The 25363-nt window shown below is 60.1% G+C and carries 23 protein-coding genes and 2 tRNA genes; 20 read left to right on the top strand and 5 right to left on the bottom strand.

Features of this window, described 5'->3' with window-relative positions:
• Window positions 1–15 precede the first annotated feature (15 nt).
• Complete coding sequence (locus B7O88_RS01525; protein WP_088273431.1) at window positions 16–1590, bottom strand: ACT domain-containing protein; 1575 nt, start codon at window positions 1588–1590, stop codon at window positions 16–18.
• Between the two features lie 108 nt (window positions 1591–1698).
• On the opposite strand from B7O88_RS01525, the gene motA reads away from it, so the two are divergent.
• Window positions 1699–2553, top strand: a complete 855-nt coding sequence (gene motA, locus B7O88_RS01530; protein ID WP_088273432.1) for a flagellar motor stator protein MotA — start codon at window positions 1699–1701, stop codon at window positions 2551–2553.
• Between the two features lie 3 nt (window positions 2554–2556).
• Window positions 2557–3609: a flagellar motor protein MotB gene (gene motB / locus B7O88_RS01535; RefSeq protein ID WP_088273433.1), complete on the top strand. Its 1053-nt coding sequence runs from the start codon at window positions 2557–2559 to the stop codon at window positions 3607–3609.
• A gap of 6 nt (window positions 3610–3615) precedes the next feature.
• Here motB and rsgA read toward each other — a convergent pair whose 3' ends face one another.
• Complete coding sequence (rsgA, locus tag B7O88_RS01540; protein WP_088273434.1) at window positions 3616–4638, bottom strand: small ribosomal subunit biogenesis GTPase RsgA; 1023 nt, start codon at window positions 4636–4638, stop codon at window positions 3616–3618.
• Window positions 4639–4737: 99 nt separating this feature from the next.
• Between rsgA and orn the strand changes: the two genes are divergently transcribed.
• Window positions 4738–5280, top strand: a complete 543-nt coding sequence (orn, locus tag B7O88_RS01545; RefSeq protein WP_088273435.1) for an oligoribonuclease — start codon at window positions 4738–4740, stop codon at window positions 5278–5280.
• Window positions 5281–5283: 3 nt separating this feature from the next.
• On the opposite strand, the gene queG is transcribed toward orn, so the two are convergent.
• The gene (gene queG / locus B7O88_RS01550; protein ID WP_088273436.1) at window positions 5284–6345 is read right to left on the bottom strand and encodes a tRNA epoxyqueuosine(34) reductase QueG; all 1062 of its coding nucleotides are present in this window, start codon (window positions 6343–6345) and stop codon (window positions 5284–5286) included.
• A gap of 69 nt (window positions 6346–6414) precedes the next feature.
• Between queG and B7O88_RS01555 the strand changes: the two genes are divergently transcribed.
• From B7O88_RS01555 to B7O88_RS01610, 12 genes are all read left to right on the top strand, one after another.
• Window positions 6415–7917 carry an NAD(P)H-hydrate dehydratase gene (locus B7O88_RS01555; RefSeq protein ID WP_088273437.1) on the top strand — a complete coding sequence of 501 codons (1503 nt, stop codon included), beginning with the start codon at window positions 6415–6417 and terminating at the stop codon, window positions 7915–7917.
• A complete protein-coding gene (gene tsaE, locus B7O88_RS01560) occupies window positions 7914–8387 on the top strand; it encodes a tRNA (adenosine(37)-N6)-threonylcarbamoyltransferase complex ATPase subunit type 1 TsaE (protein WP_088273438.1) in 474 nt (157 codons plus the stop codon). Before B7O88_RS01555 ends, tsaE begins: the two co-directional genes overlap by 4 nt.
• Window positions 8388–8397: 10 nt before the next feature.
• The gene (locus B7O88_RS01565) at window positions 8398–9810 is read left to right on the top strand and encodes an N-acetylmuramoyl-L-alanine amidase (protein ID WP_088273908.1); all 1413 of its coding nucleotides are present in this window, start codon (window positions 8398–8400) and stop codon (window positions 9808–9810) included.
• A 1-nt stretch (window position 9811) separates the two neighbouring features.
• Window positions 9812–11683 (top strand): DNA mismatch repair endonuclease MutL, encoded by a 1872-nt coding sequence (mutL, locus tag B7O88_RS01570; protein ID WP_088273439.1) that lies wholly within the window; start codon window positions 9812–9814, stop codon window positions 11681–11683.
• Window positions 11684–11685: 2 nt separating this feature from the next.
• Window positions 11686–12678 carry a tRNA (adenosine(37)-N6)-dimethylallyltransferase MiaA gene (gene miaA / locus B7O88_RS01575; protein ID WP_088273440.1) on the top strand — a complete coding sequence of 331 codons (993 nt, stop codon included), beginning with the start codon at window positions 11686–11688 and terminating at the stop codon, window positions 12676–12678.
• A 133-nt stretch (window positions 12679–12811) separates the two neighbouring features.
• Window positions 12812–13066 carry an RNA chaperone Hfq gene (gene hfq, locus B7O88_RS01580; protein WP_088273441.1) on the top strand — a complete coding sequence of 85 codons (255 nt, stop codon included), beginning with the start codon at window positions 12812–12814 and terminating at the stop codon, window positions 13064–13066.
• A gap of 17 nt (window positions 13067–13083) precedes the next feature.
• The gene (gene hflX, locus B7O88_RS01585) at window positions 13084–14385 is read left to right on the top strand and encodes a ribosome rescue GTPase HflX (RefSeq protein ID WP_088273442.1); all 1302 of its coding nucleotides are present in this window, start codon (window positions 13084–13086) and stop codon (window positions 14383–14385) included.
• A 105-nt stretch (window positions 14386–14490) separates the two neighbouring features.
• Complete coding sequence (hflK, locus tag B7O88_RS01590; protein ID WP_088273443.1) at window positions 14491–15690, top strand: FtsH protease activity modulator HflK; 1200 nt, start codon at window positions 14491–14493, stop codon at window positions 15688–15690.
• Complete coding sequence (hflC, locus tag B7O88_RS01595; protein WP_088273444.1) at window positions 15690–16565, top strand: protease modulator HflC; 876 nt, start codon at window positions 15690–15692, stop codon at window positions 16563–16565. The genes hflK and hflC overlap by 1 nt, the downstream gene beginning before the upstream one ends.
• Window positions 16566–16756: 191 nt before the next feature.
• A complete protein-coding gene (locus B7O88_RS01600) occupies window positions 16757–16951 on the top strand; it encodes a DUF2065 domain-containing protein (protein ID WP_088273909.1) in 195 nt (64 codons plus the stop codon).
• Between the two features lie 54 nt (window positions 16952–17005).
• Window positions 17006–18196, top strand: a complete 1191-nt coding sequence (locus B7O88_RS01605) for an ATP phosphoribosyltransferase regulatory subunit (protein ID WP_088273445.1) — start codon at window positions 17006–17008, stop codon at window positions 18194–18196.
• 48 nt (window positions 18197–18244) lie between these two features.
• Window positions 18245–19534: an adenylosuccinate synthase gene (locus tag B7O88_RS01610; protein WP_088273446.1), complete on the top strand. Its 1290-nt coding sequence runs from the start codon at window positions 18245–18247 to the stop codon at window positions 19532–19534.
• A gap of 166 nt (window positions 19535–19700) precedes the next feature.
• On the opposite strand, the gene B7O88_RS01615 is transcribed toward B7O88_RS01610, so the two are convergent.
• Together B7O88_RS01615 and B7O88_RS01620 are read right to left on the bottom strand one after the other, a co-directional pair.
• Window positions 19701–19787: transfer RNA gene (locus B7O88_RS01615), tRNA-Leu, on the bottom strand.
• A 48-nt stretch (window positions 19788–19835) separates the two neighbouring features.
• A tRNA-Leu gene (locus B7O88_RS01620) sits at window positions 19836–19922 on the bottom strand.
• 238 nt (window positions 19923–20160) lie between these two features.
• Between B7O88_RS01620 and rnr the strand changes: the two genes are divergently transcribed.
• The 5 genes from rnr to B7O88_RS01645 all read left to right on the top strand — a co-directional run bounded on the left by rnr (window position 20161) and on the right by B7O88_RS01645 (window position 25357).
• Window positions 20161–22683: a ribonuclease R gene (rnr, locus tag B7O88_RS01625; RefSeq protein WP_235005701.1), complete on the top strand. Its 2523-nt coding sequence runs from the start codon at window positions 20161–20163 to the stop codon at window positions 22681–22683.
• Between the two features lie 15 nt (window positions 22684–22698).
• On the top strand, window positions 22699–23445 hold the full coding sequence (gene rlmB, locus B7O88_RS01630) for a 23S rRNA (guanosine(2251)-2'-O)-methyltransferase RlmB (protein WP_088273448.1): 747 nt from the start codon (window positions 22699–22701) through the stop codon (window positions 23443–23445).
• A gap of 276 nt (window positions 23446–23721) precedes the next feature.
• Complete coding sequence (gene rpsF / locus B7O88_RS01635) at window positions 23722–24147, top strand: 30S ribosomal protein S6 (RefSeq protein ID WP_088273449.1); 426 nt, start codon at window positions 23722–23724, stop codon at window positions 24145–24147.
• A 40-nt stretch (window positions 24148–24187) separates the two neighbouring features.
• On the top strand, window positions 24188–24418 hold the full coding sequence (gene rpsR, locus B7O88_RS01640; RefSeq protein ID WP_083723771.1) for a 30S ribosomal protein S18: 231 nt from the start codon (window positions 24188–24190) through the stop codon (window positions 24416–24418).
• A 39-nt stretch (window positions 24419–24457) separates the two neighbouring features.
• On the top strand, window positions 24458–25357 hold the full coding sequence (locus tag B7O88_RS01645) for a YybS family protein (protein ID WP_088273450.1): 900 nt from the start codon (window positions 24458–24460) through the stop codon (window positions 25355–25357).
• The last annotated feature ends 6 nt before the right edge of the window (window positions 25358–25363 follow it).

The following is a 25363-nucleotide window of genomic DNA, read 5'->3' on the forward strand; positions in this document are numbered from 1 at the left end:
AAAAAAGAGTGGATGCTAGGCGCGTTGCTTGAGGTGAAGCAAGGCTTTATGCAGACATTCGGCGGTTTTAACCACGGCCTGCTGGCGTTTGCTGTCAAGGGGCTGGGAGCTGCCGTTACTGACATAGATCAGACCGACCAGCTGCTCGTTGTGGGTCAGGGGCGCCAGATAAAAGACACTTCCTGCGCCGAGTTCGAGCACCTTCTCGGGCATGGCGCCAGGCGCTTGCTGCGGTTGTACCTCATGGCAGCTGGCGCTGCGTAGCCACGCGGGCCAGTGACCTTCGCGGCTGCTGCCCACGGGTGTGCCGGACAGCGGCTGCCCTGAGGCAACGCCGCTGGCAACGGCAATTACCAGCTGATGGCTGCGAGCGCTGGAGAGGGCGATCCAGCAGGTCGTAAGGCCGAGCCCCTTGATCAGGGCGTTTTGCGCGCATTCGAGCAGTTGGGCCAGGTTGCCGAAGGAGTCGGGTTGTTTGCTCAGGCGCAGGCACAGGCTGCGCCAGAGATCCGGGTCGGCTGATCGCGGCTCTGGTCTTGCCGGCTCGGGTTGTGCTTTGGGCGGCGTCCCGGTGCGTGCTGCAGGCGTCTTGCCAGTCACGGAGGGCGGTTGCGGAAGCGTGCTGGCAGGCAGAAAGATGTCGCTGCTGCAGCGCGTAAATTGGTCATGCGCACTATTGACGGCGTTCTCGTGCGTCAGGCGCTGGGCGTCAGCGACCTCAATATTGAGATACAGGGCGCTCAATTTTTGCCAGCGGGAGGTATGTCGGTTGTACCAGCTGTGATGGGTTCCCAGCGCCATGCCATTGGCGATCAGCGCGCTATTGGCGGGCTGGGTCAGCCAGCGGTAAAGCTCCCGGTCACCGTCCAGCTGGGCTTGCTGGTCCTGCGGATGAGCGCTGTCCCGCGCTACGCGAAGAGCCTTGACCATGGTACGACGATTGGCGTTAAGCGAGCGGTATCCCTGCAGGATCCAGGGCGGCAGCCACCAGTCCTGCGCTACCAGTTGAACCAGATGAAAGCCGTTTGCGGTGGTATCGGCAATCTGGCGCCGGCTGACGCCATCAGGCAGAACGCCGTCATTCAGTCGCTCCCACTGTTCGAACAGATGTGGCTTGAGGTAGGCAAGTGTCCACAGGGGGGAGAGAAACAGCAGGGTCGCCAGTGACATCTCGTGCCACAGCCGGGCAATGCGGTTTGCAAACAGCCCCTGGGCCTGACTGACAGCGTGCTCGCTGATGCTCAGGAGCTGCCGGTAGGCCCAGGGCAGTTGATCGGGTTCGACCACCGGAATGCCCTTGAGCAGGTCTGCAATGCGCTGGGTTCCGAGTAATGAGCAGGCCTGTTCCAGCGTCAATACGTCCACATCCCTGTGGCGCGCTGCGGCACCGGCGGCGCGGCAGATATGCAGCGCCGCTACCGGGGCGCGCATGATCGCCTGGGTCAGTTCGTTCATACTGAGCAGGTCACCCTCCAGTTGCGCTACCAGATGTGTCTGCTGGTCGAGGCTGATCGGCAGCACGCATGCGTTCAGTTTCTGACGCAGCTCGCCGATAACCTCGTTACTACCGTTGTTGGGGTGTGTGCTCATGCGCTTCACAGCTTTATACTAGTCTTCTGCACGACTATAACTCGAATGGCAGCAGTTTGCTGCTCTGCGCGGTTATGCGCACCGGCTTGTTCTGGATACCTCGAATATATGTTGAAAATTGGTGGTTTCGTTGTCGTCATCGTCAGTGTGCTGGGGGGGTTCCTGCTGTCCGGCGGGCATATCGCCGCACTCTGGCATCCCTTTGAAATCCTCATCATCGGTGGCGCCGCATTGGGGGCCTTTCTGGTAGCCAACAGCATTGAGGTGGTGAAAAAGTGCCTTGGCGCGGCGCCGGCCATCATTTTCGGGCACCGCTTTTCCAAGCCGTTTTACTTGGATGTGCTGGGTCTGCTCTACGAGGTGCTGAACAAGAGCCGGCGCGAGGGCATGATGGCCATTGAGCAGGATATCGAGGAGCCGGGGGAGAGCCCGATCTTCAGCAAGTATCCAGCCGTTCTCAAAGATCGGATGATGACCGAGTTCATCTGCGACTACCTGCGCATTATGTCCACCGGCAATATGGCCCCGCATGAGCTGGAAGCGCTGTTTGATGTGGAGATTTCCGCGATTTCTGAAGAACTGCAGGAGCCGTCGCATGCGGTCACCCGTGTGGCTGATGCCCTGCCCGGGTTCGGTATCGTTGCTGCTGTCCTCGGTATCGTTATCACCATGAGCATCCTTGGGGATGCAGACAAGGCCGAGATCGGCGAGAAAGTGGCCACCGCGCTGGTGGGTACCTTCCTTGGTATTCTGGCTGCCTATGGTTTTGTTGGCCCCTTCGCCACGGCCATGGGGCATACGGCCCACGAAGAGGCCAACACCTACGAGGCGATCAAAATGACGCTGGTTGCCAGTGCCCAGGGCCTGCCGCCGGCCCTGGCTGTCGAGTTCGGGCGCAAGTCGCTGCTGCCGGAGCATCGACCCAGTTTCACTGAGCTGGAAGATTCGGTGAAGGGACGCTAAGCGGTGGATAACAATCAACCCATTATCGTCAAGCGGGTGACCCGCAAGGAAGCCGGTCATCATGGCGGGTCATGGAAGATCGCCTTCGCCGACTTTGCCGTAGCGATGATGGCGTTTTTCCTTGTCATGTGGCTGGTGACCGTCGCGACTCCGGAGCAGTTGCGCAATATTTCCGGTTACTTCAACGATCCTGTCGGCTTCAGCGAGGGCGGCAGTCCTTTTGCCATTGATCTTGGCGGCTCCCCTGCGGTGGCGCCGGAGCGGACCCTTAACAAGACCGAAGATCCCGAGGATCAGCAACTGATTGACGAAGATTCTGCCCGGCAGTTGGCCGATCAGGTCGAGCGCCAGGATATGGAGGCGCTGCTGCAGGAGTTGCAGAATCAGATCGACAATGAACCTGTGTTGCAGCGCTTCAAGGATCAGATTCTGATCGAGATTACCCAGGATGGTCTGCGCATACAGATCGTTGATGCCGAGAATCGGCCCATGTTCTCCAGCGGCAGCGCCCAGTTACAGCCGTATTTTGAGGACATTCTGCTCTCGCTCAGCGATACCATTGCCAAAGTGAACAAGAAGATCAGTATCAGTGGGCATACGGATGCGCAGCCCTTTGTCGGTCGCCGTGGTTACGGCAACTGGGAGCTGTCCAGCGAGCGCGCCAATGCGGCACGCCGCACCCTTCTCGCGGCGGGCTATCCGGAGCAGCAAGTCGCACGAGTAGTCGGTTATGCGGATTCGGCGCTGTTTGACCGTGATGATCCTCTGAGTCCGACCAATCGGCGTATTGATATCGTGGTGCTTAACCGGCATGCCGAGGAGCAGATGCTTGAGGGTGTCGAGGCGGCCGGGGCGCAGGCGCCGGACGAGCCGGTTGTGCCTGAGTCTGAGCAGTCCGAGCCTGAGCCCGCAGAGCCGGCTGTCGAACTCCCGGTTGAGCCTGAGGAGCCGCAAGAGTCTGCGCCGGTTGAACAACCGGCTTCAACCGAGCCTGCTCGCGAACGGCGTCTCAACCTGTTCGAAAACGCCGAGCCGATCAGGCGCCTGCAGCAGTGAGGTGGCTCAGCCGGTAAGGGTCGAGAGGATGTGGCGATAGCTGCTCATGCGAATGGGCGATATCTCTCCGGCCTCAACCGCCTGAAGCAGGGCGCAACCAGGTTCGTGCAGATGCTGACAGTCGCGGAAGCGGCAGTGGCCCAGAAACGGGCGGAACTCGATAAAGCCTTCCAGCAGCTCGTCGTGCGAAATATGCGTCAGGCCGAATTCGCGAATACCGGGCGAGTCGATCAGGTCGCCGCCCGCCGGGAAATGAAATAGCCGGGCTGTTGTGGTGGTATGAGTGCCTTTACCGGTGCTTTCGGAAAGGGCACCGACGCGCAGATCCTGGCCCGGCAGCAGCGCGTTGATCAGGGATGACTTGCCGACCCCCGATTGCCCGACAAAGACACTGGTGTGGTCTTTCAGCTCGGCGCGCAGCGTGTCCAGGCCATCCCCCTCGTCGGCGGACAGCAACAGGGTGCGATATCCCAGCTGACTGTAGTCATCCAGCCATTGCAGCAGCTCGGGATCGGGGCGGGTTTTCAGCAGATCCGACTTGTTCATTACCAGCAGCGGCTCGATGCCGGCCTGCTCGGCGGCAACCAGATAGCGGTCGATCAGGTTGGTGTAGGGCGTCGGCAGGGGAGCGAAGACGATAATCAGGCGGTCGACATTGGCGGCAACCGGCTTCAGCTGGCCGCGTTGATCTGGGCGGCAGAGTTCGGTCTGGCGCTCCTGCTGTGCGACGATAACCCCGCCTTGCTGGTTGTCTGGCCGCCAGATAATACGGTCGCCAGTGACCAGCGCTGGCAGGTTGGCGCGTCGGTAGCAGCGCCGAATCTGGCCGGCCAGCTCGCCGCTGGTGGCTTCGACGTCAACCTGAACGCCAAAATGCGCAATCACCAGGCCGGACTGCTCGGGGCCAAGGTCGCCACCGACCAGGCTTTCCTCCGCACGTTCGGCGCGACGTTCGGCGCGAGCAGCGCGCTCGTCCTGGATTTTCTGGATGCGCCAGTTCTGGCGGCGGGTAAGATTTCGTTTGGCCATGGGCTCTGCGTCTGAATAATCGGCGGCAGTTTAGCACGCTGCAGTTATACTGCAGCCATTGCGCGTTTAGCGCGCCTTTACGCCTAGCCAGGAGCTCCCATGCAACACCCTGACAACCTGATCTGGATCGATCTTGAAATGACCGGCCTTGATCCGGACAACGACGTCATCATCGAGATTGCGACCATTGTCACTGACCCGCAGTTGAATGTGCTGGCCGAAGGGCCGTCGCTGGCGATCAAACAGCCCGATGCACTGCTCGATGGTATGGATGAATGGAATACCCGACAGCATGGTCAATCCGGGCTGACCCGCCGGGTGCGTGAAAGCACTATCAGTCCGGCTGATGCGGAGCAGCAGACAATCGACTTTCTGTCTGCCTGGGTTCCGGCGAGCAAGTCTCCGATGTGCGGCAACAGCATTTGCCAGGACCGGCGCTTTCTCTATCGAGGTATGCCAGAGCTGGAGAAGTACTTCCACTACCGCAACCTGGATGTCTCGACCCTGAAAGAGTTGGCGGCGCGCTGGGCGCCAGAGGTGAAGAACGGCTTCAAGAAGCAGAGCAGTCACCTGGCGCTGGACGACATTCGTGATTCGATCGCCGAGCTGAAGCACTACCGCGAGCACTTCATCAAGTTTTGATTGTCAGCTTGCGCCGTGCTGCTCAAGCGCCCAGCGAACATGCTCGCGAACCAGCTCTGAGGTATCCGCGCGCCGTCGTTTGAGGGCTTCGACGACCGGGATGCTGGTAGTGGCGTTGCCCAGCCCTACGGCCAGATTGCGCAGCCAGCGTTCATAGCCGATACGGCGTATCGGCGACCCCTCTGTACGTTGCAGAAATGTCGCCTCGTCCCAACTGAACAGCTCGACCAGGTCCGCCTGATCGAGCTGGTGGCGCGGGCTGAAGTCGGGCTCCCCGGTTGGCTTGGCAAACCGGTTCCATGGGCACACCAACTGGCAGTCGTCGCAGCCAAATACCCGATTGCCCATGGCTCTCCGCAGGTTTTCAGGGATCGCGCCCTTGAGTTCAATGGTCAGATACGAAATGCAGCGCCGGGCATCCAGCACGTGCGGGCCGACGAAGGCATCGGTCGGGCAGCGCTCCAGGCAGGCCGTACATTTGCCGCAGTGTTCGGTTTGCTGGGGCGAGTCAGTCGGCAGCGGCAGATCGGTATACAGCTCGCCCAGGAAAAAGTAGCTGCCGGCCTTGCGGTTTATCAGCATGGTGTTCTTGCCGATCCAGCCGAGCCCTGAACGACTGGCCAGCGCGCGCTCCATCACCGGGGCGCTGTCGACGAATGCCCGGTAGCCAAACGGGCCTATCAGTTCCTGAATGCGGTCGGCCAGTTGCTGAAGGCGACGCCGGATCAGTTTGTGGTAGTCGCGGCCCAGTGCATAGCGTGAAATGTAGGCAGTGTCAGGACTGGCCAGGCGCCTGGCCATGGCTGCGTCAGCAGGCAGATAGTCCATGCGCACGGAGATGACCCGTTGCGTGCCGGGCACCAGCTCCGGCGGCCGCGTGCGTTTGCTGCCGTGGCTGGCCATCCAGTCCATCTCGCCCTGATATCCGGCATCAAGCCAGCGTTGCAGCCACTGTTCGTGCTCGCCAATATCAGGCGCGCTGATGCCCAGCTGCTGGAACCCCAGATCCTGTGCGAAGACGCGAATCTGGTTGGCGAGTGCCTGGTAGTCTGGATCTTCGGGCATGAGGGTGTTAGGGCTGGCTGTCTGGAATCTCGTATAATTGTGCCAGACAACCCCTGCAGGAGCCTATCAATGTCCGACCCGATGCCAGTCTGGGTGCATTCGCGACAACAGACGCGCCAGCTTGATGCCGCTCTGATTGCCTCGGGCATTCCCGGAATCGACCTTATGCAGCGTGCTGCGATGGCAGCATGGCAGGCGGTGCTGGGGCGTTGGCCTGATGTTGGCTGTTTAACGGTGTTGTGTGGCTCCGGCAATAACGCTGGTGATGGTTATCTGGTTGCCCGTCTGGCGTTGCTGGCGGGATGGCGGGTGCAGGTGTGGGCTGTGTCGGCACCGGAGCGGTTGGTTGGCGATGCTGCACTTGCCTGGCAGCAGGCGCGGGACGCCGGCGTGCCGATAGCTGACTGGTCTTCCGGCGCGACACTGGACGGTGTACTGGTTGACGCGCTGCTGGGCACCGGGCTGACCGGCAGCGTGCGCGCGCCCTTTGCCGAGGCCATCGCAGCGATTAACGACGCCCGCTGCCCGGTATTGTCTGTGGATGTACCCAGCGGACTCGACGCCGATCGGGGCGTTGCGCTGGGTGTGGCAGTGAACGCCGATGTCACGGTTACCTTTATTGCCTTAAAGCTCGGTCTGCTGACCTCACAGGGGCCCGACCTGTGCGGCGAGCTGGTGTATGCGGCATTGGCTGATCCGCTGCCGGATACGGTGCCGGCCGCGTTGGAGCTGCTGCAATTGTCGCGTTGGCAGCGCTGTCTCCCTGCGCGCATGAAATCTGCCCACAAGGGGCGTTTCGGCCACCTGCTGCTGGTTGGTGGTGGGCCCGGAATGGGCGGGGCCATCATGCTGGCGGCAGAAGCCGCGTTGTGCAGCGGCGCCGGCAAGGTCAGCGTAGCGACCTCTGCCGAGCACGTGGCGCCCTTGCTGGTGCGCTGCCCTGAGGTAATGGTGCGCGCGGTTGCTGATGCCGAGGCGTTGGCGCCCTTGCTGGCAACGGCCGATGCACTGGTGCTGGGTCCGGGGCTCGGGCGCAGTCCCTGGGCTGAACAGATGATGTCGGCGTGCCTGGATTCAGCGTTGCCGCAGGTGCTGGATGCTGATGCGCTAAACCTGCTGGCCTGCCAGTCCATTATGCCTGAGCTTGGCGCCGATACCGTTATTACCCCCCATCCGGCGGAGGCTGCCCGGCTACTGGGGTGTTCAACGGCCGAGGTGCAGGACGACCGTCTGGGCGCGCTGCAACGGTTGATCGAACCTCTGGGCTGTCATGCGGTTCTAAAGGGAGTCGGTTCGCTGGTCGGCAGTCCCGCCCGCCTTGAAATGTTGCCGGCGGTCTGTGCCGCGGGTAATCCGGGGATGGCGGCAGGCGGCATGGGTGACGTGCTGTCCGGCTTGTTGGGTGCACTGCTGGCGCAGCACGTTCCCGCGGGGCAGGCGGCACGGTATGCTGTACTGATTCATGCCCTGGCCGGCGATCTGTTGGCGGGGGAGTTGGGGGAAGTCGGCATGCGTGCTGGCGAAATGATGCCTGCCATGCGCAGGGTTTTGAATCGGCGGGGCGTTGAATGAAGCTGGAGCTGCATGCGGTGGGGGAAGACGCCATGACGTCGCTTGGTGGTGATATTGCCAGGGCGCTGGAAGGGCGGGGGATCGTCTATCTGGAGGGTGACCTCGGGATGGGCAAGACCACGCTGAGTCGCGGCATCATCCGGGCACTGGGCCAGCAAGGGCCGGTCAAGAGTCCTACCTACACGCTGGTCGAACCCTACGAGCTGGGTGAGGTGAACGTCTATCACTTCGACCTTTATCGCCTGGCCAATCCGGAGGAGCTGGAGTTCCTTGGTGTTCGTGACTACTTTGACGGTAACAACCTGTGTCTGATCGAGTGGCCTGCGAAGGGGCAGGGAGTTTTGCCAACAGCTGACCTGACGATTACCATTGGCGCCGAGGGCGAGGGGCGTCGTCTGACTCTGGCGGGGCAAACCACCCACGGTGAACTGACGTGTCGACGGATTCAACAGATGCGGAGTGAAGGCTAGCGTGGTGCGCATGAACGCAAGGAAAGGCTTCCTGTTCGGTGCGGGTGGGGTGCTGTTGCTCCTTGGCCTGCTGTCAGGGTTTGTCCAGGCTGCCGATATCAAGAGCGTTCGCCTGTGGCGCGCGCCCGATAATACGCGTCTGGTATTTGATCTCAGTGGACCGGCTGAACATACCCTGTTTACCCTGTCCAATCCCGAGCGGATTGTCATCGATATCAGTAATGCCCGTCTGATGGCTGATACCAGCGCGCTGGCGCTGGAGAATACGCCGCTTCGTGGCTTGCGCGCTGCACCCCGGGATGGCGACGGCCTGCGTGTGGTGCTGGATCTGTCCGAGCAAGTCAATCCCAAGAGTTTTGTGCTGCCGCCCAACCAGCAGTACGGTGATCGTCTGGTTGTTGACCTCTTTGATAACGGTCGCCCGTCTGCTTCCCTGCCGCAACCGGCGGCGCCATCGGCATCCCCCCTGCCGCAGACACCGACCCGCTCTGCGGCCGAAGCGGGCAATCGCGATATCGTGATTGCAATTGATGCCGGTCATGGGGGGGAAGATCCCGGAGCTATCGGGCACGGTGGGGCTCGTGAGAAAGAGGTCGTGCTTGCTATTGCACGCGATCTCAAGCGCCTGATTGATGCAGAACCAGGGTTCCGCGGGGAACTGGTGCGTACCGGAGACTACTTTATTCCGCTGCGTCGACGCACGGAGATCGCTCGCCAGCATAACGCTGACCTGTTCGTTTCGATTCACGCGGATGCCTTCACTCGCGCCGGTGCCAATGGCGCCTCCGTATTTGCCTTGTCTGACCGGGGCGCGACGTCGGAAACGGCGCGTCTGCTGGCGGACCGGGAGAACCGCTCCGACTTGATCGGTGGCGTGGGTGGCGTCAGTCTCGACAACAAGGATCAGGTGCTTGCCAGCGTCCTGCTGGATCTGTCGATGACGGCGACCCTGTCTGCCAGCCTGGATGTGGGGCAACAGGTGCTGTCCTCGGTTGGCCAGGTCAATCGTTTGCACAAGCCTCGGGTGGAGCAGGCCGGGTTCATGGTGCTCAAGTCGCCGGATATTCCGTCGATTCTGGTGGAGACGGGCTTTATCTCCAATCCCGGCGAGGCGCGCAAGCTGGTTACCCGCAGCCATCAGCAGGCCATGGCTCGGGCCATTTATACCGGCGTTAGAGGCTATTTCCATCGCAATCCTCCACCGGGTACGCGTATCGCCGCGCTGAAGGCGGGCGGGCAGCTGGCTCAAGGGCCAAGGCAGCATACCGTCCGCCGTGGCGACAGCCTGTCGATGATCGCGAACATCTATCAGGTCTCGCTGGCAAGCCTGCGCGCGGCCAATGATCTTTCTACCGACCAGATCCGGGTTGGTCAGGTGCTGAATGTGCCTGCCAGCAGCATGCTGGTCCAAAACGAACGCTGATATGTCCCGAATTCAATTGTTGAGCCCGCGTCTGGCCAACCAGATCGCGGCTGGTGAGGTCGTTGAGCGTCCGGCATCGGTTATCAAGGAGTTGCTTGAAAACAGCCTGGATGCCGGTGCAAAGCGCATCGACATCGATGTTGAACAAGCTGGCGTCAAGCTGCTTCGTGTGCGTGATGATGGCTCCGGGATCGAGCAGGATGATTTACCGCTGGCGCTGTCTCGCCATGCAACCAGCAAGATTCGTGATCTGGACGATCTGGAAAGAGTCGCCACGCTTGGTTTTCGGGGTGAGGCGCTGGCATCGGTCAGCTCGGTATCGCGTCTGACGCTGACGTCCTGTCCCGAAGGCGGCGATCAGGCCTGGCAGGTCGAAACCGAGGGGCGTGACATGGCCCCGAACATCCGACCTGCCGCGCACCCGCAGGGTACGACCGTCGAAGTGCGAGACCTGTTTTTCAATACGCCGGCCCGGCGCAAGTTTCTGCGTACCGAAAAGACCGAGTTTGCTCACCTGGAAGAGGTGGTCAAACGACTGGCGTTGTCGCGTTTCGATGTGGGTTTCAATCTGCGGCATAACGGCCGTCCGGTGTTCAGCTTGCCGCCGGCACGTACCGAACAGGAGGCGCGTCGCCGCGTGGCCACGGTGTGTGGTCCTGCGTTCGTTGAACAGTCGCGCTTCATCGATCATGAGCGCAGCGGCTTGCGGCTGTGGGGATGGGTGGGCTTGCCGACGTTCTCGCGCAGCCAGGCTGATCTGCAGTATTTCTTTGTTAATGGCAGAATGATTCGCGACAAGCTGGTGGTGCACGCGGTACGCCAAGCCTACCGCGATGTGCTGTTCAACGGGCGGCATCCAACCTTTGTGCTGTTTATGGAGCTGGACCCTGCTGTGGTCGATGTAAATGTGCATCCGACCAAGCATGAGGTTCGCTTCCGGGACGGCCGGATGGTGCATGATTTTCTGTTCAGCACCCTGTACCGGGCGTTGGCTGATCAGCGTCCCGGCGATCAGGCGGCAGGGGAGGATGGCGAGGGAGGCGGTGCTCCGGCGTTGAATCCGGTGCAGGCGCAGCCTGCCGCCAGTGGCATTGATGCTGGCGTATTCTCAGGGCAGCAGCGAATGGCGCTGAACGAACCGCCCGCCCGCTGGGACGCTGGAACCATGCCGTTGCCCGGTCAGCAGGTGCAGTCAAGGCCGCCGGCCGTTACCGGCGCAGCCTACGCCGGTCTGTACGGGGCGCCAGCGGCTGACGCTGGCGTGCCCGATAGCGGCAAGGACGAAGCCATTCCGCCGCTGGGTTATGCGGTTGCACAACTTCATGGGGTGTACATCCTTTCCGAAAATGCGGCCGGTCTGGTTGTCGTGGATATGCATGCTGCCCACGAACGCATTACCTACGAGCGACTGAAGCTGGCGATGGATCAGGAGGGGCTGCGCAGTCAGCCGCTGCTGGTGCCGGAAACTCTGGCTGTGAGTCAGCGGGAAGCTGATTGCGCGGATGAACATGCGGACTGGTTTGCGCGGCTGGGCATGTCGTTGCAGCGAATGGGGCCCGAATCGCTGGCCATCCGCGAGGTGCCAGCTCTGCTTCGGCAGGCGGATGCCGAGCAGCTGGTTCGTGATGTGCTGAGTGATTTGCTGGAATACGGCACCAGTGATCGTATTCAGGCGCATCTCAACGAGCTGCTGGCGACCATGGCCTGCCATGGTGCCGTGCGCGCCAACCGGCGTCTTACACTGGCGGAAATGAACGGCTTGCTGCGGGATATGGAGCAGACCGAGCGCAGCGGGCAGTGCAACCACGGACGCCCGACCTGGACGCAGCTCAGCATGGCTGAGCTGGACAAGCTGTTCCTGCGGGGGCGCTGAGTATGAGCCTGCCAGACAGCGACGCATCGGCCGAGCGTCCGCCGGTCATTTGTCTGATGGGGCCAACCGCCTCGGGCAAGACCGAACTTGCCATGCATCTTTACGACCGGTTTCCGTGCGAGCTGGTCAGCGTTGACTCGGTGCTGGTCTACCGTGGGATGGATATCGGTGCGGCCAAGCCTGATGCTGAGACGCTACAGCGTTATCCGCACCATCTGATCGATATTCTCGATCCGGCCGAGGCCTATTCTGCCGCGCGCTTTCGAGATGATGCGCTGGCGTTGATGCGCGATATTACGGCGCGGGGCAAGGTGCCGCTGCTGGTGGGCGGGACCATGCTGTATTTCAAGGCATTGACCGACGGCCTGGCCACAATGCCTTCGGCCGATCCGGTGATACGGGCCAGGATCGAACGAATGGCGCTGGAGGGTGGCTGGGAGATGGTGCACGCTGCGCTGGCCGAGGTCGATCCCGAAGCTGGAGCACGCATTCATCCGAACGATCCGCAGCGGATTCAGCGGGCGTATGAGGTATTTCTCAGCAGTGGTATTACACTGAGTCAATGGCACCGTCGCCAGCATGCAGAAAAAGCCTCAGGGCAGGCGCCGGAGAGCGGTGTTTTACCTTATACTGTGCGCTATCTGGCGGTCGCACCGCAGGAGCGTTCGGTGCTGCATCAACGCATTGCCGAACGTTTTTCGCTGATGTTGCAACAAGGGCTGCTTTCCGAGGTCGAAGCGTTGCATGCGAGAGGGGATCTGGATGTCGGTATGCCCTCAATCCGTGCGGTTGGCTATCGGCAGGTCTGGGATTATCTGGAAGGGCGGCTTGATTACGAGCAGATGCGTGAACGCGGCATTATTGCGACGCGTCAATTGGCCAAGCGGCAGTTTACCTGGTTGCGCGGTTGGCATACGTCAATCGAGTGGCTCGACAGTCTCGATCCGAAAAGGTTTGAGCGGGCCTTGAAAGTGCTGGATACCGTCGCAATATAGGCATGACGTTTCTGCCAGTTCCCTGTCTGTTCGCAGTACATGCCTGCTCGTCTTTTGGATAATGGACAGGCCGGCCAAATTGCATTGTTATGATGCGTAAAAATTATACGGTTTCCATGAAAGGAGTGAGGCAATGTCAAAAGGGCATTCTCTACAAGACCCTTACCTGAACGTTCTGCGCAAGGAACGTGTTCCGGTATCCATTTATCTGGTTAACGGCATCAAGCTGCAGGGTCAGATCGAATCTTTCGACCAGTTTGTCATTCTGCTGAAGAATACTGTCAGTCAGATGGTTTACAAACACGCCATTTCTACCGTCGTTCCGGGTCGTCCGGTACGTCTGCCGACCCAGCCCGGTGCTGACGACGCTGAGGTTGGCAATCCCTGATGATGCAGGAGGCCTGATTGTTTTTTGAGCGTCATGAAGGGGGTGAACGTGCCATCCTCGTTCACCTTGAGGGCGTTGATGAACAGCGTCGTGAAGATCCGCATGAATTCATCGAGCTGGTGCGTTCGGCCGGGGCTGAAAATGCAGGCTTCCTTACCATCACGCGTCACAAGCCCACGCCGCGATTCCTGATCGGACCTGGCAAGGTCCAGGAATTGCGGGCGCTGGTCAAGGCCAGTGAAGGTGAAGTGGTGATCTTCAATCACACACTGACACCGAGTCAGGAGCGCAACCTCGAGCGTGAGCTTGAGTGTCGTGTGCTTGACCGTACCGGCCTGATTCTCGATATCTTTGCTCAGCGTGCCCGGACCCACGAGGGTAAGCTGCAGGTGGAGCTGGCCCAGCTTGATCACCTGAGTACCCGCCTGGTTCGCGGCTGGACCCACCTTGAGCGCCAGAAAGGCGGTATTGGTCTGCGCGGGCCGGGGGAAACCCAGCTTGAAACCGACCGCCGCCTGCTGCGTGTGCGGATCAAGCAGATCAACAAGCGCCTGGAGAAGGTGCGCAGCCAGCGCGATCAGGCCCGTCGAGCTCGTCAGCGTGCAGAGATTCCGGTGGTATCACTGGTGGGCTATACCAACGCCGGCAAGTCAACGCTGTTCAACGCCCTCACTACCGCTACCGTCTATGCGGCTGATCAGCTGTTCGCTACCCTGGATCCGACACTTCGACGCATTGAGCTCGACGACGTCGGGCCGGTCATTCTCGCCGATACGGTGGGTTTTATCCGCCATTTGCCGCACAAGCTGGTTGAGGCTTTCCGCGCGACACTTGAAGAGTCAAGCCAGGCCGATCTGCTGCTGCATGTGATTGATGCGGCGGACGAGGAGCGCGAGTCCAACATGGAGCAGGTGCTGGCGGTGTTGGGGGAGATCGGTGCTCTCGAGTTGCCAATGCTGGAGGTCTACAACAAGATCGACCTGCTGGATGACTTCGAGCCGCAGATTCAGCGTAACGAGGACGGTGTCGCGGTACGCGTCTGGATCTCAGCGCAGAAAGGGCTTGGGCTGGAGCTGCTGCAGCAGGCAATCGCCGAGCGGGTGGGTGATGAGGTGGTGCACGCACAGATTGTGCTTGAGCATGCCGAGGCGAGACTGCGTGCCCAGTTCTATGCTGTGGGGGCAGTGCTGAGCGAGCAGGTAGGCGACGACGGACGCCAGCAGTTGAATGTGCGCCTGCAGCGCAGTGATTTCAACCGGCTGCTCAAGCGTGAAGGCTGGTTGCCCGAGCAGTTTCTGCAGCAACATACTTTGCAATGAAAGTGCGAGGGCGCGGTTCGCGTCCGTCGTGCCCTTTACGGTAGGATGTTACCCGGTTACGGGGCAACTCCCTGACCTTGAACGTTACAGACAACGGAGAACGCTATGGCCTGGAATGAGCCTGGTGGCGGCAATAATTCAAACGACCAGGACCCTTGGGGTAGCGGCGGCAATCGCGGCGGTAATCGCGGCGGCAAGCAAGGTCCGCCGGATCTGGACGAGGCGCTGCGCAAGTTGCAGGACAGCCTGAATAATCTGTTTGGCTCGGGCAAGCGCAGCGGTAATGGCGGGTCTGACCGCAGCAACGGCAGTGGTGCCGGTGTTCCTGGCTGGATCTGGGGGCTGGCGCTGGTTGTGGTGCTGGGTTTCTGGGCGTTCAAGGCTGTGTATATGGTCAATGAGCAGGAGCAGGCCGTGATTCTGCGCTTCGGTGAGTATCACCGGACCGTCGGCCCTGGTCTGCACCTGTATTTCCCGCCAGTGGAAAGCAAGTTTCAGCGCAATGTCACCCAGGTGCGTTCCTATCGCCAGAAGGGGCAGATGCTGACCGAGGACGAGAACATCGTTGAGGTACCGGTCGCAATTCAGTACCGCATTTCCAATCTGGAAAATTTCGTGCTCAAGGTGGAAGATCCGGAAACCAGTCTGCGCCATGCTACCGAGAGTGCCGTGCGTCATGTGGTGGGTTCCACGCCGATGCACCAGGTGTTGACCGAAGGTCGTGAGCAGATGGCGGTAGAGGTGACCGAGCGGCTTCAGCGTTATCTTGACGCCTACAACACCGGTATTACCGTCACTCAGGTAAACATCGAGAATGCCCAGGCACCGGCCGAGGTGCAGGATGCTTTCGACGACGTGATTCGTGCCAAGGAAGACGAGGTGCGTGCTCGCAACCAGGCTGAAGCCTATGCCAATGGGGTTATCCCGGAGGCCCGTGGTCGCGCCCAACGCATGCTCGAGGAAGCCAGCGGTTACCACGATGAGGTGATCGCGAGGGCAGAGGGTGAAGCTCAGCGCTTTGATCTGTTGCTGGGGCAGTATCAGGCTGCGCCGGGCGTGTTGCGCGAGCGCCTCTATCTGGACGCCATGCAGGATGTGTTGAGTAATACCAGCAAGGTCTTGATCGCGGGTGGCGAGGGCAGTAACAACCTGCTTTACCTGCCGCTGGACAAGATGATCGGCCAAGGTGGTTCGACATCGTCTGCTACCGGTGCTTCCAGTCTGCCGTCGATGTCGCAGGGCGACGCTTCGACACGCTCAACTACATCGCAGCAGCGCGATCTGCGTTCCAGGGAGTCTCGCTGATGAGTAACAAGTCTCTGATGGGTTTGATTGGTCTGCTGGCGGTAGTGATCGTTGGCTGGAACAGCTTCTTCGTGGTCAACCAGACCGAGCGCGCCATCGTGCTGCAGTTTGGTAAGGTGGTGCAGAGTGATGTAGCGCCTGGACTCCACTTCAAGCTGCCGTTCGTGCAGGAGGCCCAGATTTTTGATGGTCGCCTGCTCACCCTTGATACTGCTACCCAGCGTTACCTGACGCTGGAGAAGAAGGCATTGATGGTGGATTCCTACGCCAAGTGGCGCGTTGCCGATGTTCAGCGTTTCTACACTGCTACATCCGGCCTGCGTGCCATCGCGGAGGAGCGTTTGTCGCGTCAGCTCGAATCCGGTCTGCGCAACGAGGTGGCTCGCCGCACGTTGCATGAAGTGGTTTCGGGCGAGCGTGACCAGTTGATGGCCGACATTTCTGCGACCCTCGACGAGAATGCTCGCCGCGAGCTGGGTATCGAGGTCGTGGATGTTCGGGTCAAGGCGATTGACCTGCCTGCGGAGGTCAATCGCAGCGTCTTTGACCGCATGAGTACCGAGCGTGAGCGTGAGGCGCGCGAGCATCGAGCCAAGGGCGCGGAACTGGCAGAGGGTATTCGTGCGGATGCGGATCGCCAGCAGCGCGTAATTTTGGCTGAAGCCTTCCGTGAGTCCGAAAAGATTCGTGGTGATGGTGATGCCAAGGCCGCAGCCATCTACGCCGAGGCGTATAACAAGGATCCTGAGTTTTACTCCTTCACGCGTAGCCTGCAGGCCTATCGTGAGAGTTTCGCGGAGCGGTCCGACATGCTGGTGCTGGATCCGGAAAGCGAGTTCTTCAGATACATGCAGGGCAATCAGGCCAATCCCTGACAGGCTGATTAGAACCATAAAACGGGTCACCCGACAGGTGGCCCGTTTTGCTGTCGGCGTAACGTTAAATTGGCTGAATGCCCGGGTGTCTGCTGCGTAAAACGTGTTACACTTGCGCAGCCGGGAAATCCCGGCTTTTTTGTGACCGCTCCACGCCTATGGCTGGCGGGTCGGCGCTGGAAGAGGCTCGCATGTGGCAGGATTTTCTTACCGCGCTGTGCCTGGTGCTGGTACTCGAGGGTATCCTGCCCTTTCTGGTGCCTGAGCGCTGGCAACGAATGATGAGTGGTATCGGCGACCTGAGTCCGCGTCAGGTTCGACTGGCAGCGCTTGCCAGTATGGTGCTCGGTACCCTGTGTCTGTATCTGGTTCGCCAGGTGGCGTGATGTGGGCAGGGCTATAGTCCTCCCCCTCGTCACCCTGTATGAAAGGTTCTGAAAATGCCTACTGTAGATCGCTGGTTGCTGCCCGATGGCATCGACGAGGTGCTGCCCCGCGAGGCGGTGCGTATCGAGTCAGCCCGTCGGCAGTTGCTGGATCTGTTCTCCCGCTGGGGCTATGACCTGGTCATTACCCCGCATATCGAATACCTCGAATCCCTGCTGACTGGTGCCGGTCACGATCTTGAGCTGCAGACGTTCAAGATGATCGACCAGATGTCCGGTCGCATGCTCGGCTTGCGGGCGGATATTACCCCTCAGGTAGCGCGCATCGATGCGCACACGCTGGGGGCGGAAGGGCCTTCCCGTCTCTGTTACTGCGGTAGCGTACTGCATACCCTGCCACGACCGCTGTCTACCTCTCGCAGCCTGATTCAGCTGGGTGCGGAATTGTACGGGGACGCGTCGAGTGCCAGTGACATCGAAGTCATTTCCCTGATGCTTGAGACCATGGCGGTCTGTCGGGTAAAGGGTGTTCACCTGGACCTCGGGCATGTCGGTATCTATCGTGGTCTGGTGCAGGCTGCAAATCTGGACGAGGCTACCGAGCAGGCACTGTTTGATGCGCTGCAGCGCAAGGCGCCCGATGAGGTGGCAGCTCTGGTCGGAGGTCTGCTGCAGGCGTCTATCGGGGCCATGCTGTGCAGTCTGGTTGAGTTGTCCGGTGGGGTCGAGGTGCTTGACCGGGCTCATGCGTTGCTCGATGGTGCTCCCGAGTCGGTCATGGCTGCGCTGGATGATCTGGCTGAGGTTGCCCAGGTACTGACGCGTCGTTATCCGGATGTGCCGCTGTATTTCGACCTGGGTGAGTTGCGTGGCTATCATTACCACACCGGGGTGGTGTTTGCAGCGTTTGTACCAGGTATCGGTCAGAGTGTGGCTCAGGGTGGTCGTTACGACGATATCGGTCGCGACTTCGGTCGTGCCCGTCCGGCCACCGGCTTCTCCACTGATCTGCGTTTTCTGGTCCAGCGCGGCGAACTGCCTGATGCCGGCGTCCCTGCTTCAATTTGGGCGCCGCACAGCGCTGAGGCGGATTTGCAGGATGTGGTTGCCGGGCTGCGGGCTCAGGGTGAGCGCGTAATAGTGGCGCTGCCCGGGCAAGGGGATGCCGAGGCTGCGCAGCATGGCTGTAACCGGCGGCTTGCCTATTCGGGCGGTGGTTGGCAGGTAGTCGAACTGAATTCGTGATTACAAGGCCGAAAGGTCATTTTATTTCTAGTGAGGCATGGGCTGAACATGGGTAAGAATGTTGTCATCCTGGGGACCCAGTGGGGCGATGAAGGCAAGGGCAAGATCGTCGACCTGCTGACCGATCAGGTGTCTGCAGTAGTGCGTTATCAGGGCGGGCATAACGCCGGTCACACGCTGGTAATCGATGGTGAGAAAACCGTACTGCACCTGATTCCTTCCGGGATTCTGCGTGACAACGTCCAGTGCTTTATCGGTAACGGCGTTGTGCTGTCGCCCGAAGCGCTGCTCAAGGAGCTGACCGAGCTTGAGGCCAAGGGTGTGCCGGTTCGCGAACGTTTGCGCATTAGCCCCGCCTGCCCGCTGATCCTGCCTTATCACGTAGCCCTGGATCAGGCGCGCGAGAAGGCTCGCGGCGAAGCCAAGATCGGTACTACCGGTCGCGGTATCGGGCCGGCCTACGAGGACAAGGTGTCGCGTCGCGGCCTGCGCGTGGCGGATCTGTTCCACCGCGAGCGTTTCGCTGCCAAGCTGGGTGAGGTGCTCGACTATCACAACTTCGCGCTGCAGCATTACTACAAGGTTGATCCGATCGATTTCCAGAAAACGCTGGATGAGGCGATGGGCTATGCCGAGTGGCTGGCGCCGCTGATGACCGATGTAACCTCGCGCCTGCACGAACTGCGTCGCGAAGGTGCGAATATCATGTTCGAGGGTGCTCAGGGTTCGCTGCTGGATATCGATCACGGCACGTATCCCTTCGTTACCAGCTCCAACACCACGGCTGGTGGTACTGCGACCGGTTCCGGTTTTGGTCCGCTGTATCTGGATTATGTGCTGGGTATCACCAAGGCCTACACCACGCGCGTGGGCTCCGGTCCGTTCCCGACCGAACTGTTTGACGATGTGGGTAGCCGGCTTGCCGAGCGGGGTCACGAGTTTGGTTCGACAACCGGTCGCGCTCGCCGATGTGGCTGGTTCGATGCAGTCATCCTGCGCCGCGCCATCGAGATCAACAGTATCAGTGGCCTCTGCCTGACCAAGCTGGACGTGCTGGACGGTCTGGATGTGATTCGTATCTGTGTCGGCTATCGCAATGCGGCCGGTGATGTGCTTGAGGCTCCGACCGATGCAGACAGCTACATTGGTCTGGAGCCGGTTTACGAGGATATGCCGGGCTGGCAGGAGTCTACTCTGGGCATCAAGACCATTGAGGGGCTGCCGGCTGCCGCGCGTGCGTATATCGCCCGCATCGAAGAGTTGGTTGGTGCGCCGATCGATATTATTTCGACCGGCCCTGATCGCAACGAAACAGTGATTCTGCGTCAGGTATTCTGACGCGGTTATTGGTTCGGTGCTGAAAAGGCGTCCTGCGGGGCGCCTTTTTTGTTTGGGGTGCCTGGCGGTCTGCGCAAGAGGGTGGCGGTGTTGCGTGTTGTCTGCGGGGGAGGGGGATTTGCAGGCACAAAAAAACCGAGCGCAAGGCTCGGTTCTTTTATGAAATTGGTGCCCAGGAGAAGACTCGAACTTCCACGGCCGTGAGGCCACTAGCACCTGAAGCTAGCGTGTCTACCAATTTCACCACCTGGGCGATTTACTGCTGTTGAAAATCGAGAGAAGATAATCCGATTTTCGAAATTGGTGCCCAGGAGAAGACTCGAACTTCCACGGCCGTAAGGCCACTAGCACCTGAAGCTAGCGTGTCTACCAATTTCACCACCTGGGCATGTCATGCGGACCTGCTATGCTGAACCGAAGTTCGTTGCAGTAGCTGTTTCCTGCTGACGGCGCGAATCTTAGATAGTCCCGGCGCACTTGTAAACCCCCGGCACGGAAAAATTATTTTTTTAAACAGGTGCATGCAGGCTTCATTTTCGGTTCAATAGGGCCCTATGACGAAAAAGACGAAATCCCCCGGTTCGACCTCTCGGTCGACCACCTCAAACGCTTCCCCCGATCTCGATTTGACCAAGGACTGGAGTCATCTCGACCCGGAAGCTCGGCGCGAAGCCGAAAAGTACGATAACCCCATTCCGAGCCGCGAACTGATCCTGCATCTGCTGGAGTCCCGTGGCGCGCCTGCGACCCGTGCGCAGTTGCAGCAGGAGTTCGGCCTGTCCGACGAAGACAGTGTCGAGGCGCTGCGCCGCCGTCTGCGCGCCATGGAGCGCGACGGGCAGGTAATCTATACCCGTCGCGGCGCTTATGCGCCAGTCGACAAGCTGGATCTGATTCCCGGACGTATCCAGGGGCATCGCGATGGCTTCGGTTTCCTGATTCCCGACGACAGTAGCGGTGATATCTTCTTGGGCCCGTCGCAAATGCGCCTGGTCTTCGACGGTGATCGCGCGTTGGTGCGCATCACTGGGGTCGACCGGCGCGGGCGCAACGAAGGTGCGGTAGTCGAAGTGATCTCCCGCGCGCACGAAATTTTGGTTGGCCGGTACTACGAGGAAGACGGCATAGGCTATGTCGTCGCCGATAACGCTCGTATCAATCAGGACGTGCTGATCGCTCCCACTGCCAAGGGCGGTGTAAAGCATGGTCAATATGCCGAAGTACGCATTACCCACTGGCCGACCCCGAGTCGTCAGGCCCAGGGTGAGGTCATTGAGGTGGTGGGCGACTATATGGCGCCCGGGATGGAAATTGAAGTTGCGCTGCGCAGTTACGATATCCCCAGCGAGTGGCCCGAGGCGGTGCTGAAAGAGGCCGCTCTGCTGAAAGATCATGTGGTCGAAAAGGACAAGCAGAAGCGGGTTGATCTGCGCCATCTGCCGCTGGTCACCATTGACGGCGAAGATGCGCGTGACTTTGACGATGCGATTTACTGTGAGCCGCATAAGGCCAGCGGCTGGCGTCTGTTCTCGGGTGGCTGGAAGCTCTATGTTGCCATTGCGGATGTCTCGCACTACGTGCCGCTGGGCTCGGCGCTGGATGAAGAGGCCGAGCTGCGAGGTACCTCGGTCTACTTCCCCAGTCAGGTCATTCCGATGCTGCCTGAGGAGTTGTCCAACGGGCTGTGCTCGTTGAATCCGCATGTTGATCGCCTTGCCATGGTCTGCGAAATGACCGTGTCGAAGAGTGGCGAGCTGACTGACTTCGAGTTCTACGAGGCGGTTATCCACTCGCATGCGCGCCTGACCTACAACAAGGTCTCCAGCATGCTTGAACATCCGCGCAGTCGTGAAGGCAAGGCGCTGCGTGACGAGTATTCCGAGGTAGTTGCCCATCTGGAAAACCTGTACGAGCTCTACAAGGCCCTGGCCAAGGCGCGCCAGGGGCGCGGGGCGATCGATTTTGAAACGACCGAAACGCGCATGGTGTTTGGAGATGATCGCAAGATCGTCGAGATTTTGCCGACAACGCGCAATGATGCGCACAAGATTGTCGAGGAATGCATGTTGTGCGCCAACGTGGCGACTGCGCGCTTCCTTCAGGAGCTTGAGCTGCCGGGGCTGTATCGTGTGCATGACAGTCCGCAGGCGGAAAAAATCGAGCGTTTGCGCGAGTTTCTCAACTCGCTCGGCCTGAGTCTGACCCGCAAGAAGGGTGATCCGACGCCGGAAGACTATGCAGCAGTGCTCGCGCGCGTCCAGGGTCGTCCCGATGCCCAGTTGATTCAAACGGTGATGCTGCGCTCGCTCAGTCAGGCAGTGTACAGCCCGGACAATGCCGGGCACTTTGGTCTCAACTACGAGGCCTACACACATTTCACTTCGCCCATTCGTCGCTATCCGGACCTGCTGGTGCATCGCGCCATTCGCAGTGTCATTCGCTCGCGTCGTAATACCTCTCTGGTGCGTCGCGCCGGCGCCGGCGTGATTCCGAAGGCGAAAATCTATCCCTATGACCATCAGCGTCTGGTCGAGCTGGGCGAGCAGTGTTCCCAGAATGAGCGGCGTGCCGACGAGGCGACTCGCGATGTGGTGAGCTGGCTCAAGTGCGAGTTCATGCAGGATCGCGTCGGTGACAGTTTTGATGGTTTGGTTACTGCGGTCACCAGCTTCGGGTTGTTCGTCGAGCTCACAGATATTTATGTGGAAGGGTTGCTGCACATTACTGCATTGCCTGCCGACTACTACGAATTTGATGCGGTGCATCACTCGCTGATCGGCGAGCGTTCCGGTCGCCGCTTCCGTTTGGGCGACTCGGTACGGGTTCAGGTGGCCAGGGTTGATCTTGATGATCGCAAGATCGACTTTGAGATGGCGGCAGATGCGCCACAGGCCCCTGTGGAACGTCAGGTAACGGCCAGTCGCGCCATGCGTGAAAAGCTGCTCGCTGATGCCCGTCGTGCCGCCGGAGAGGTGGCGCCGCGTGGCAAGGCCCCGCGCAAGGGGCGCTCCGACGCCAGCTCCGGTAAGCCGGGAGGGAGTTCGCGGAGCAAGACTGCTCGGCCCGCAAAGGCTCCGTCGGATGGCAAGGCGGATGGCAAGAGTGCGGCGCCGACAAGTCGCGGCCCGCGAAAGCGCAAGTCGCGATAGGGTGAGTGCAGTTTGATGAGTGATCTTGAACGGGTGTTCGGCGTACATGCCGTGCAGGCGCTGATTGAGCGTCACCCCAAGCGCGTAAAGCGTCTGATAATTCAGTCCGGTCGTCTGAATGAGCGTCAGCAGCGGCTTTTGTCCGAGGCGGAACAGGCCGGACTAAGTGTTGTTCGGTTGGCGGCCGATGAGCTGGATGCCCAGGCAGATGGCGTTCATCAGGGCGTTCTGGCAGAAGTATCGCCCAGTCAGCTGTGGTCCGAGGAGATGCTGGGGCATCTGCTGGACAGGCTCGATGGTCCGGCATTGCTGCTGGTGCTGGATGGTGTGACTGATCCGCATAATCTCGGCGCCTGCCTGCGCAGTGCGGATGCCGCCGGAGCGCACGCCGTGATTGTGCCCAAGGATCGCTCCGCGACCCTGAATCCGACGGTACGCAAGGTGGCCTGCGGCGCAGCGGAGACTGTGCCGCTGGTGGCTGTAACCAATCTCAGTCGTACGCTGAAGCAGTTGCAGCAGCGCGGGCTGTGGGTGGTTGGTACTGCCGGCGAAGCGGAACAACTTATTTATGATGTGGATTTCACCGTTCCGTCGGTGATTGTTATGGGCGCGGAGGGCGCGGGTATGCGTCGTCTGACCCGTGAGCACTGCGATTATCTGGCCAAGCTGCCGATGGCCGGCAGTGTCAGCAGTCTCAATGTCTCGGTCGCTACTGGCATCTGCCTGTTTGAAGCGGTACGCCAGCGCGGCGCATCGAGCTGATCTGGATGCCGACGGTGCCGAGGGCGCCGTCGGTGTAACTCAACCCTTGCAGGGTAGCTAGCCTCCCACCCACACTATTGGCTTCCAGCTTCCAGCTTCCAGCTTCCAGCTTCCAGCTTCCAGCTTCCAGCTTCCAGCTTCCAGCCAAGAGTTGCGTCTTGCTGGCATTTCCCTTGCAAGCTAGGCGGCCGTTCACTATGATGTGCGCCCCAAACCCTATGTTCCACTCCTTGCCAGACTGTTTGGGCAGCTGGCTATAACCCGTAAGGAGCTTGTATGCGTCATTACGAAATCGTATTTCTGGTTCACCCGGACCAGAGCGAGCAGGTTAACGCGATGGTTGAGCGTTACACCAAGCTGATCGAAGAAGACGGCGGCAAACTGCACCGTCTGGAAGACTGGGGCCGCCGCCAACTGGCTTACCCGATCGACAAGGTTCACAAAGCTCACTACATCATGATGAATGTTGAGTGCAGCGCCAAAGCACTGGAAGAGCTGACTGAAAACTTCCGTTACAACGATGCCGTTATCCGTAACATGGTCATCCGTCGTGACGAAGCCGTTACCGAACAGTCCGACATGCTCAAGGCTGAAGAGAGTGGTCGTGGTGAGCGTCGCGAGCGTCGCGAGCGCAACGACGACAATGACTCCGGCGATAACGCTGACAGCAATGACACCGATGACAACGGTGACGACGAGTAAGTTTTTTCAGTTCCCATTCCAGAATTAAGGAGACGCTGCCATGGCACGTTTTTTCCGCCGCAGAAAGTTCTGCCGTTTCACCGCTGAAGGCGTTAAAGAGATCGATTACAAGGATCTCAACACTCTGAAGGCCTACGTTACCGAGACCGGCAAGATTGTCCCGAGCCGCATTACCGGTACCAAGGCTAAGTACCAGCGTCAGCTGGCCGTTGCTATCAAGCGCGCCCGCTACCTGGCTCTGCTGCCTTACACCGACGGCCACGGTCGTTAATTGGTAGCCAAAAGTAATTGATCAGGAAACCGAATCGGCATGCAGGGGCTGGCTGAGTTCATCATGCGCGGTCGCAGACAAGCCACACTGGTGGTGGGTTTGTCGGTCGCAGTACCCATGCTGTTCTGGTTTGGTGCGGTGGCAATGGCGTTGGTGCTGTTGCGCCGCGGGTGGTCGGAAGGCCTCCCGGTGCTGGTTTGGGCGTCCTTGCCTGCAGTTGCCTGGGCGCTGTTGGGTGATCCCACCCCGCTGATGGTGTTGTTGGGCTGTTCGGCGTTGGCGCTGTTGTTGCGCCAGTGCAGTGAGTGGTCGCTGGTGACGATGGCGACTGCGCCGCTCGGGCTGGTTTTTGCACTGGTACTGCTGGTTACCCTGCAGGGCCCGTTGCAAGAGGTGGCAGATCAGATTCGCTCTGCGCTGCCGCAGATGTTGACCGAGTTGAGCGCAGAAGTCGACGAGGCTGCACTGGCCCGCCTGCAGGCACTTATGGTGCCCCTGCTGGCCGGTTTGATGGGGGCTACCCACGCAGCCATGACACTGGTGTGCCTGATTCTCGCGCGCAGCTGGCAAGCCCGGTTGTTCAACCCTGGCGGGTTTCGCGACGAGTTTCACCGTTTGCGCTTGGCACCGTGGATGAGCATCGTTTTGGCCTTGCTGGTGTTTGTTGGCCCGCAGTTTGATGGGCTGGCAATGCTTGCACCGATTGCCACAGTGCCGCTGCTGTTTGCCGGACTGGCGCTGGTGCATGGCGTTGTCGGTATCAAGCGGCTGGGTATCGGCCCGCTGGTGGTGCTTTACGCGACGCTGATTTTTGTCTGGCAAGTGCTGTACCCCCTGATCATGTTTTTGGCGTTTATTGATAGTCTGTTTGATTTCCGTTCCCGCTTGCAGCCGGCTTCCGGCGCCAGTGGAAACGATGACTCAAACGGTCAAGGTTGAATTTAA

This window comes from Halopseudomonas aestusnigri (assembly GCF_002197985.1).
GTDB classification, from domain to species: Bacteria; Pseudomonadota; Gammaproteobacteria; order Pseudomonadales; family Pseudomonadaceae; genus Halopseudomonas; species Halopseudomonas aestusnigri.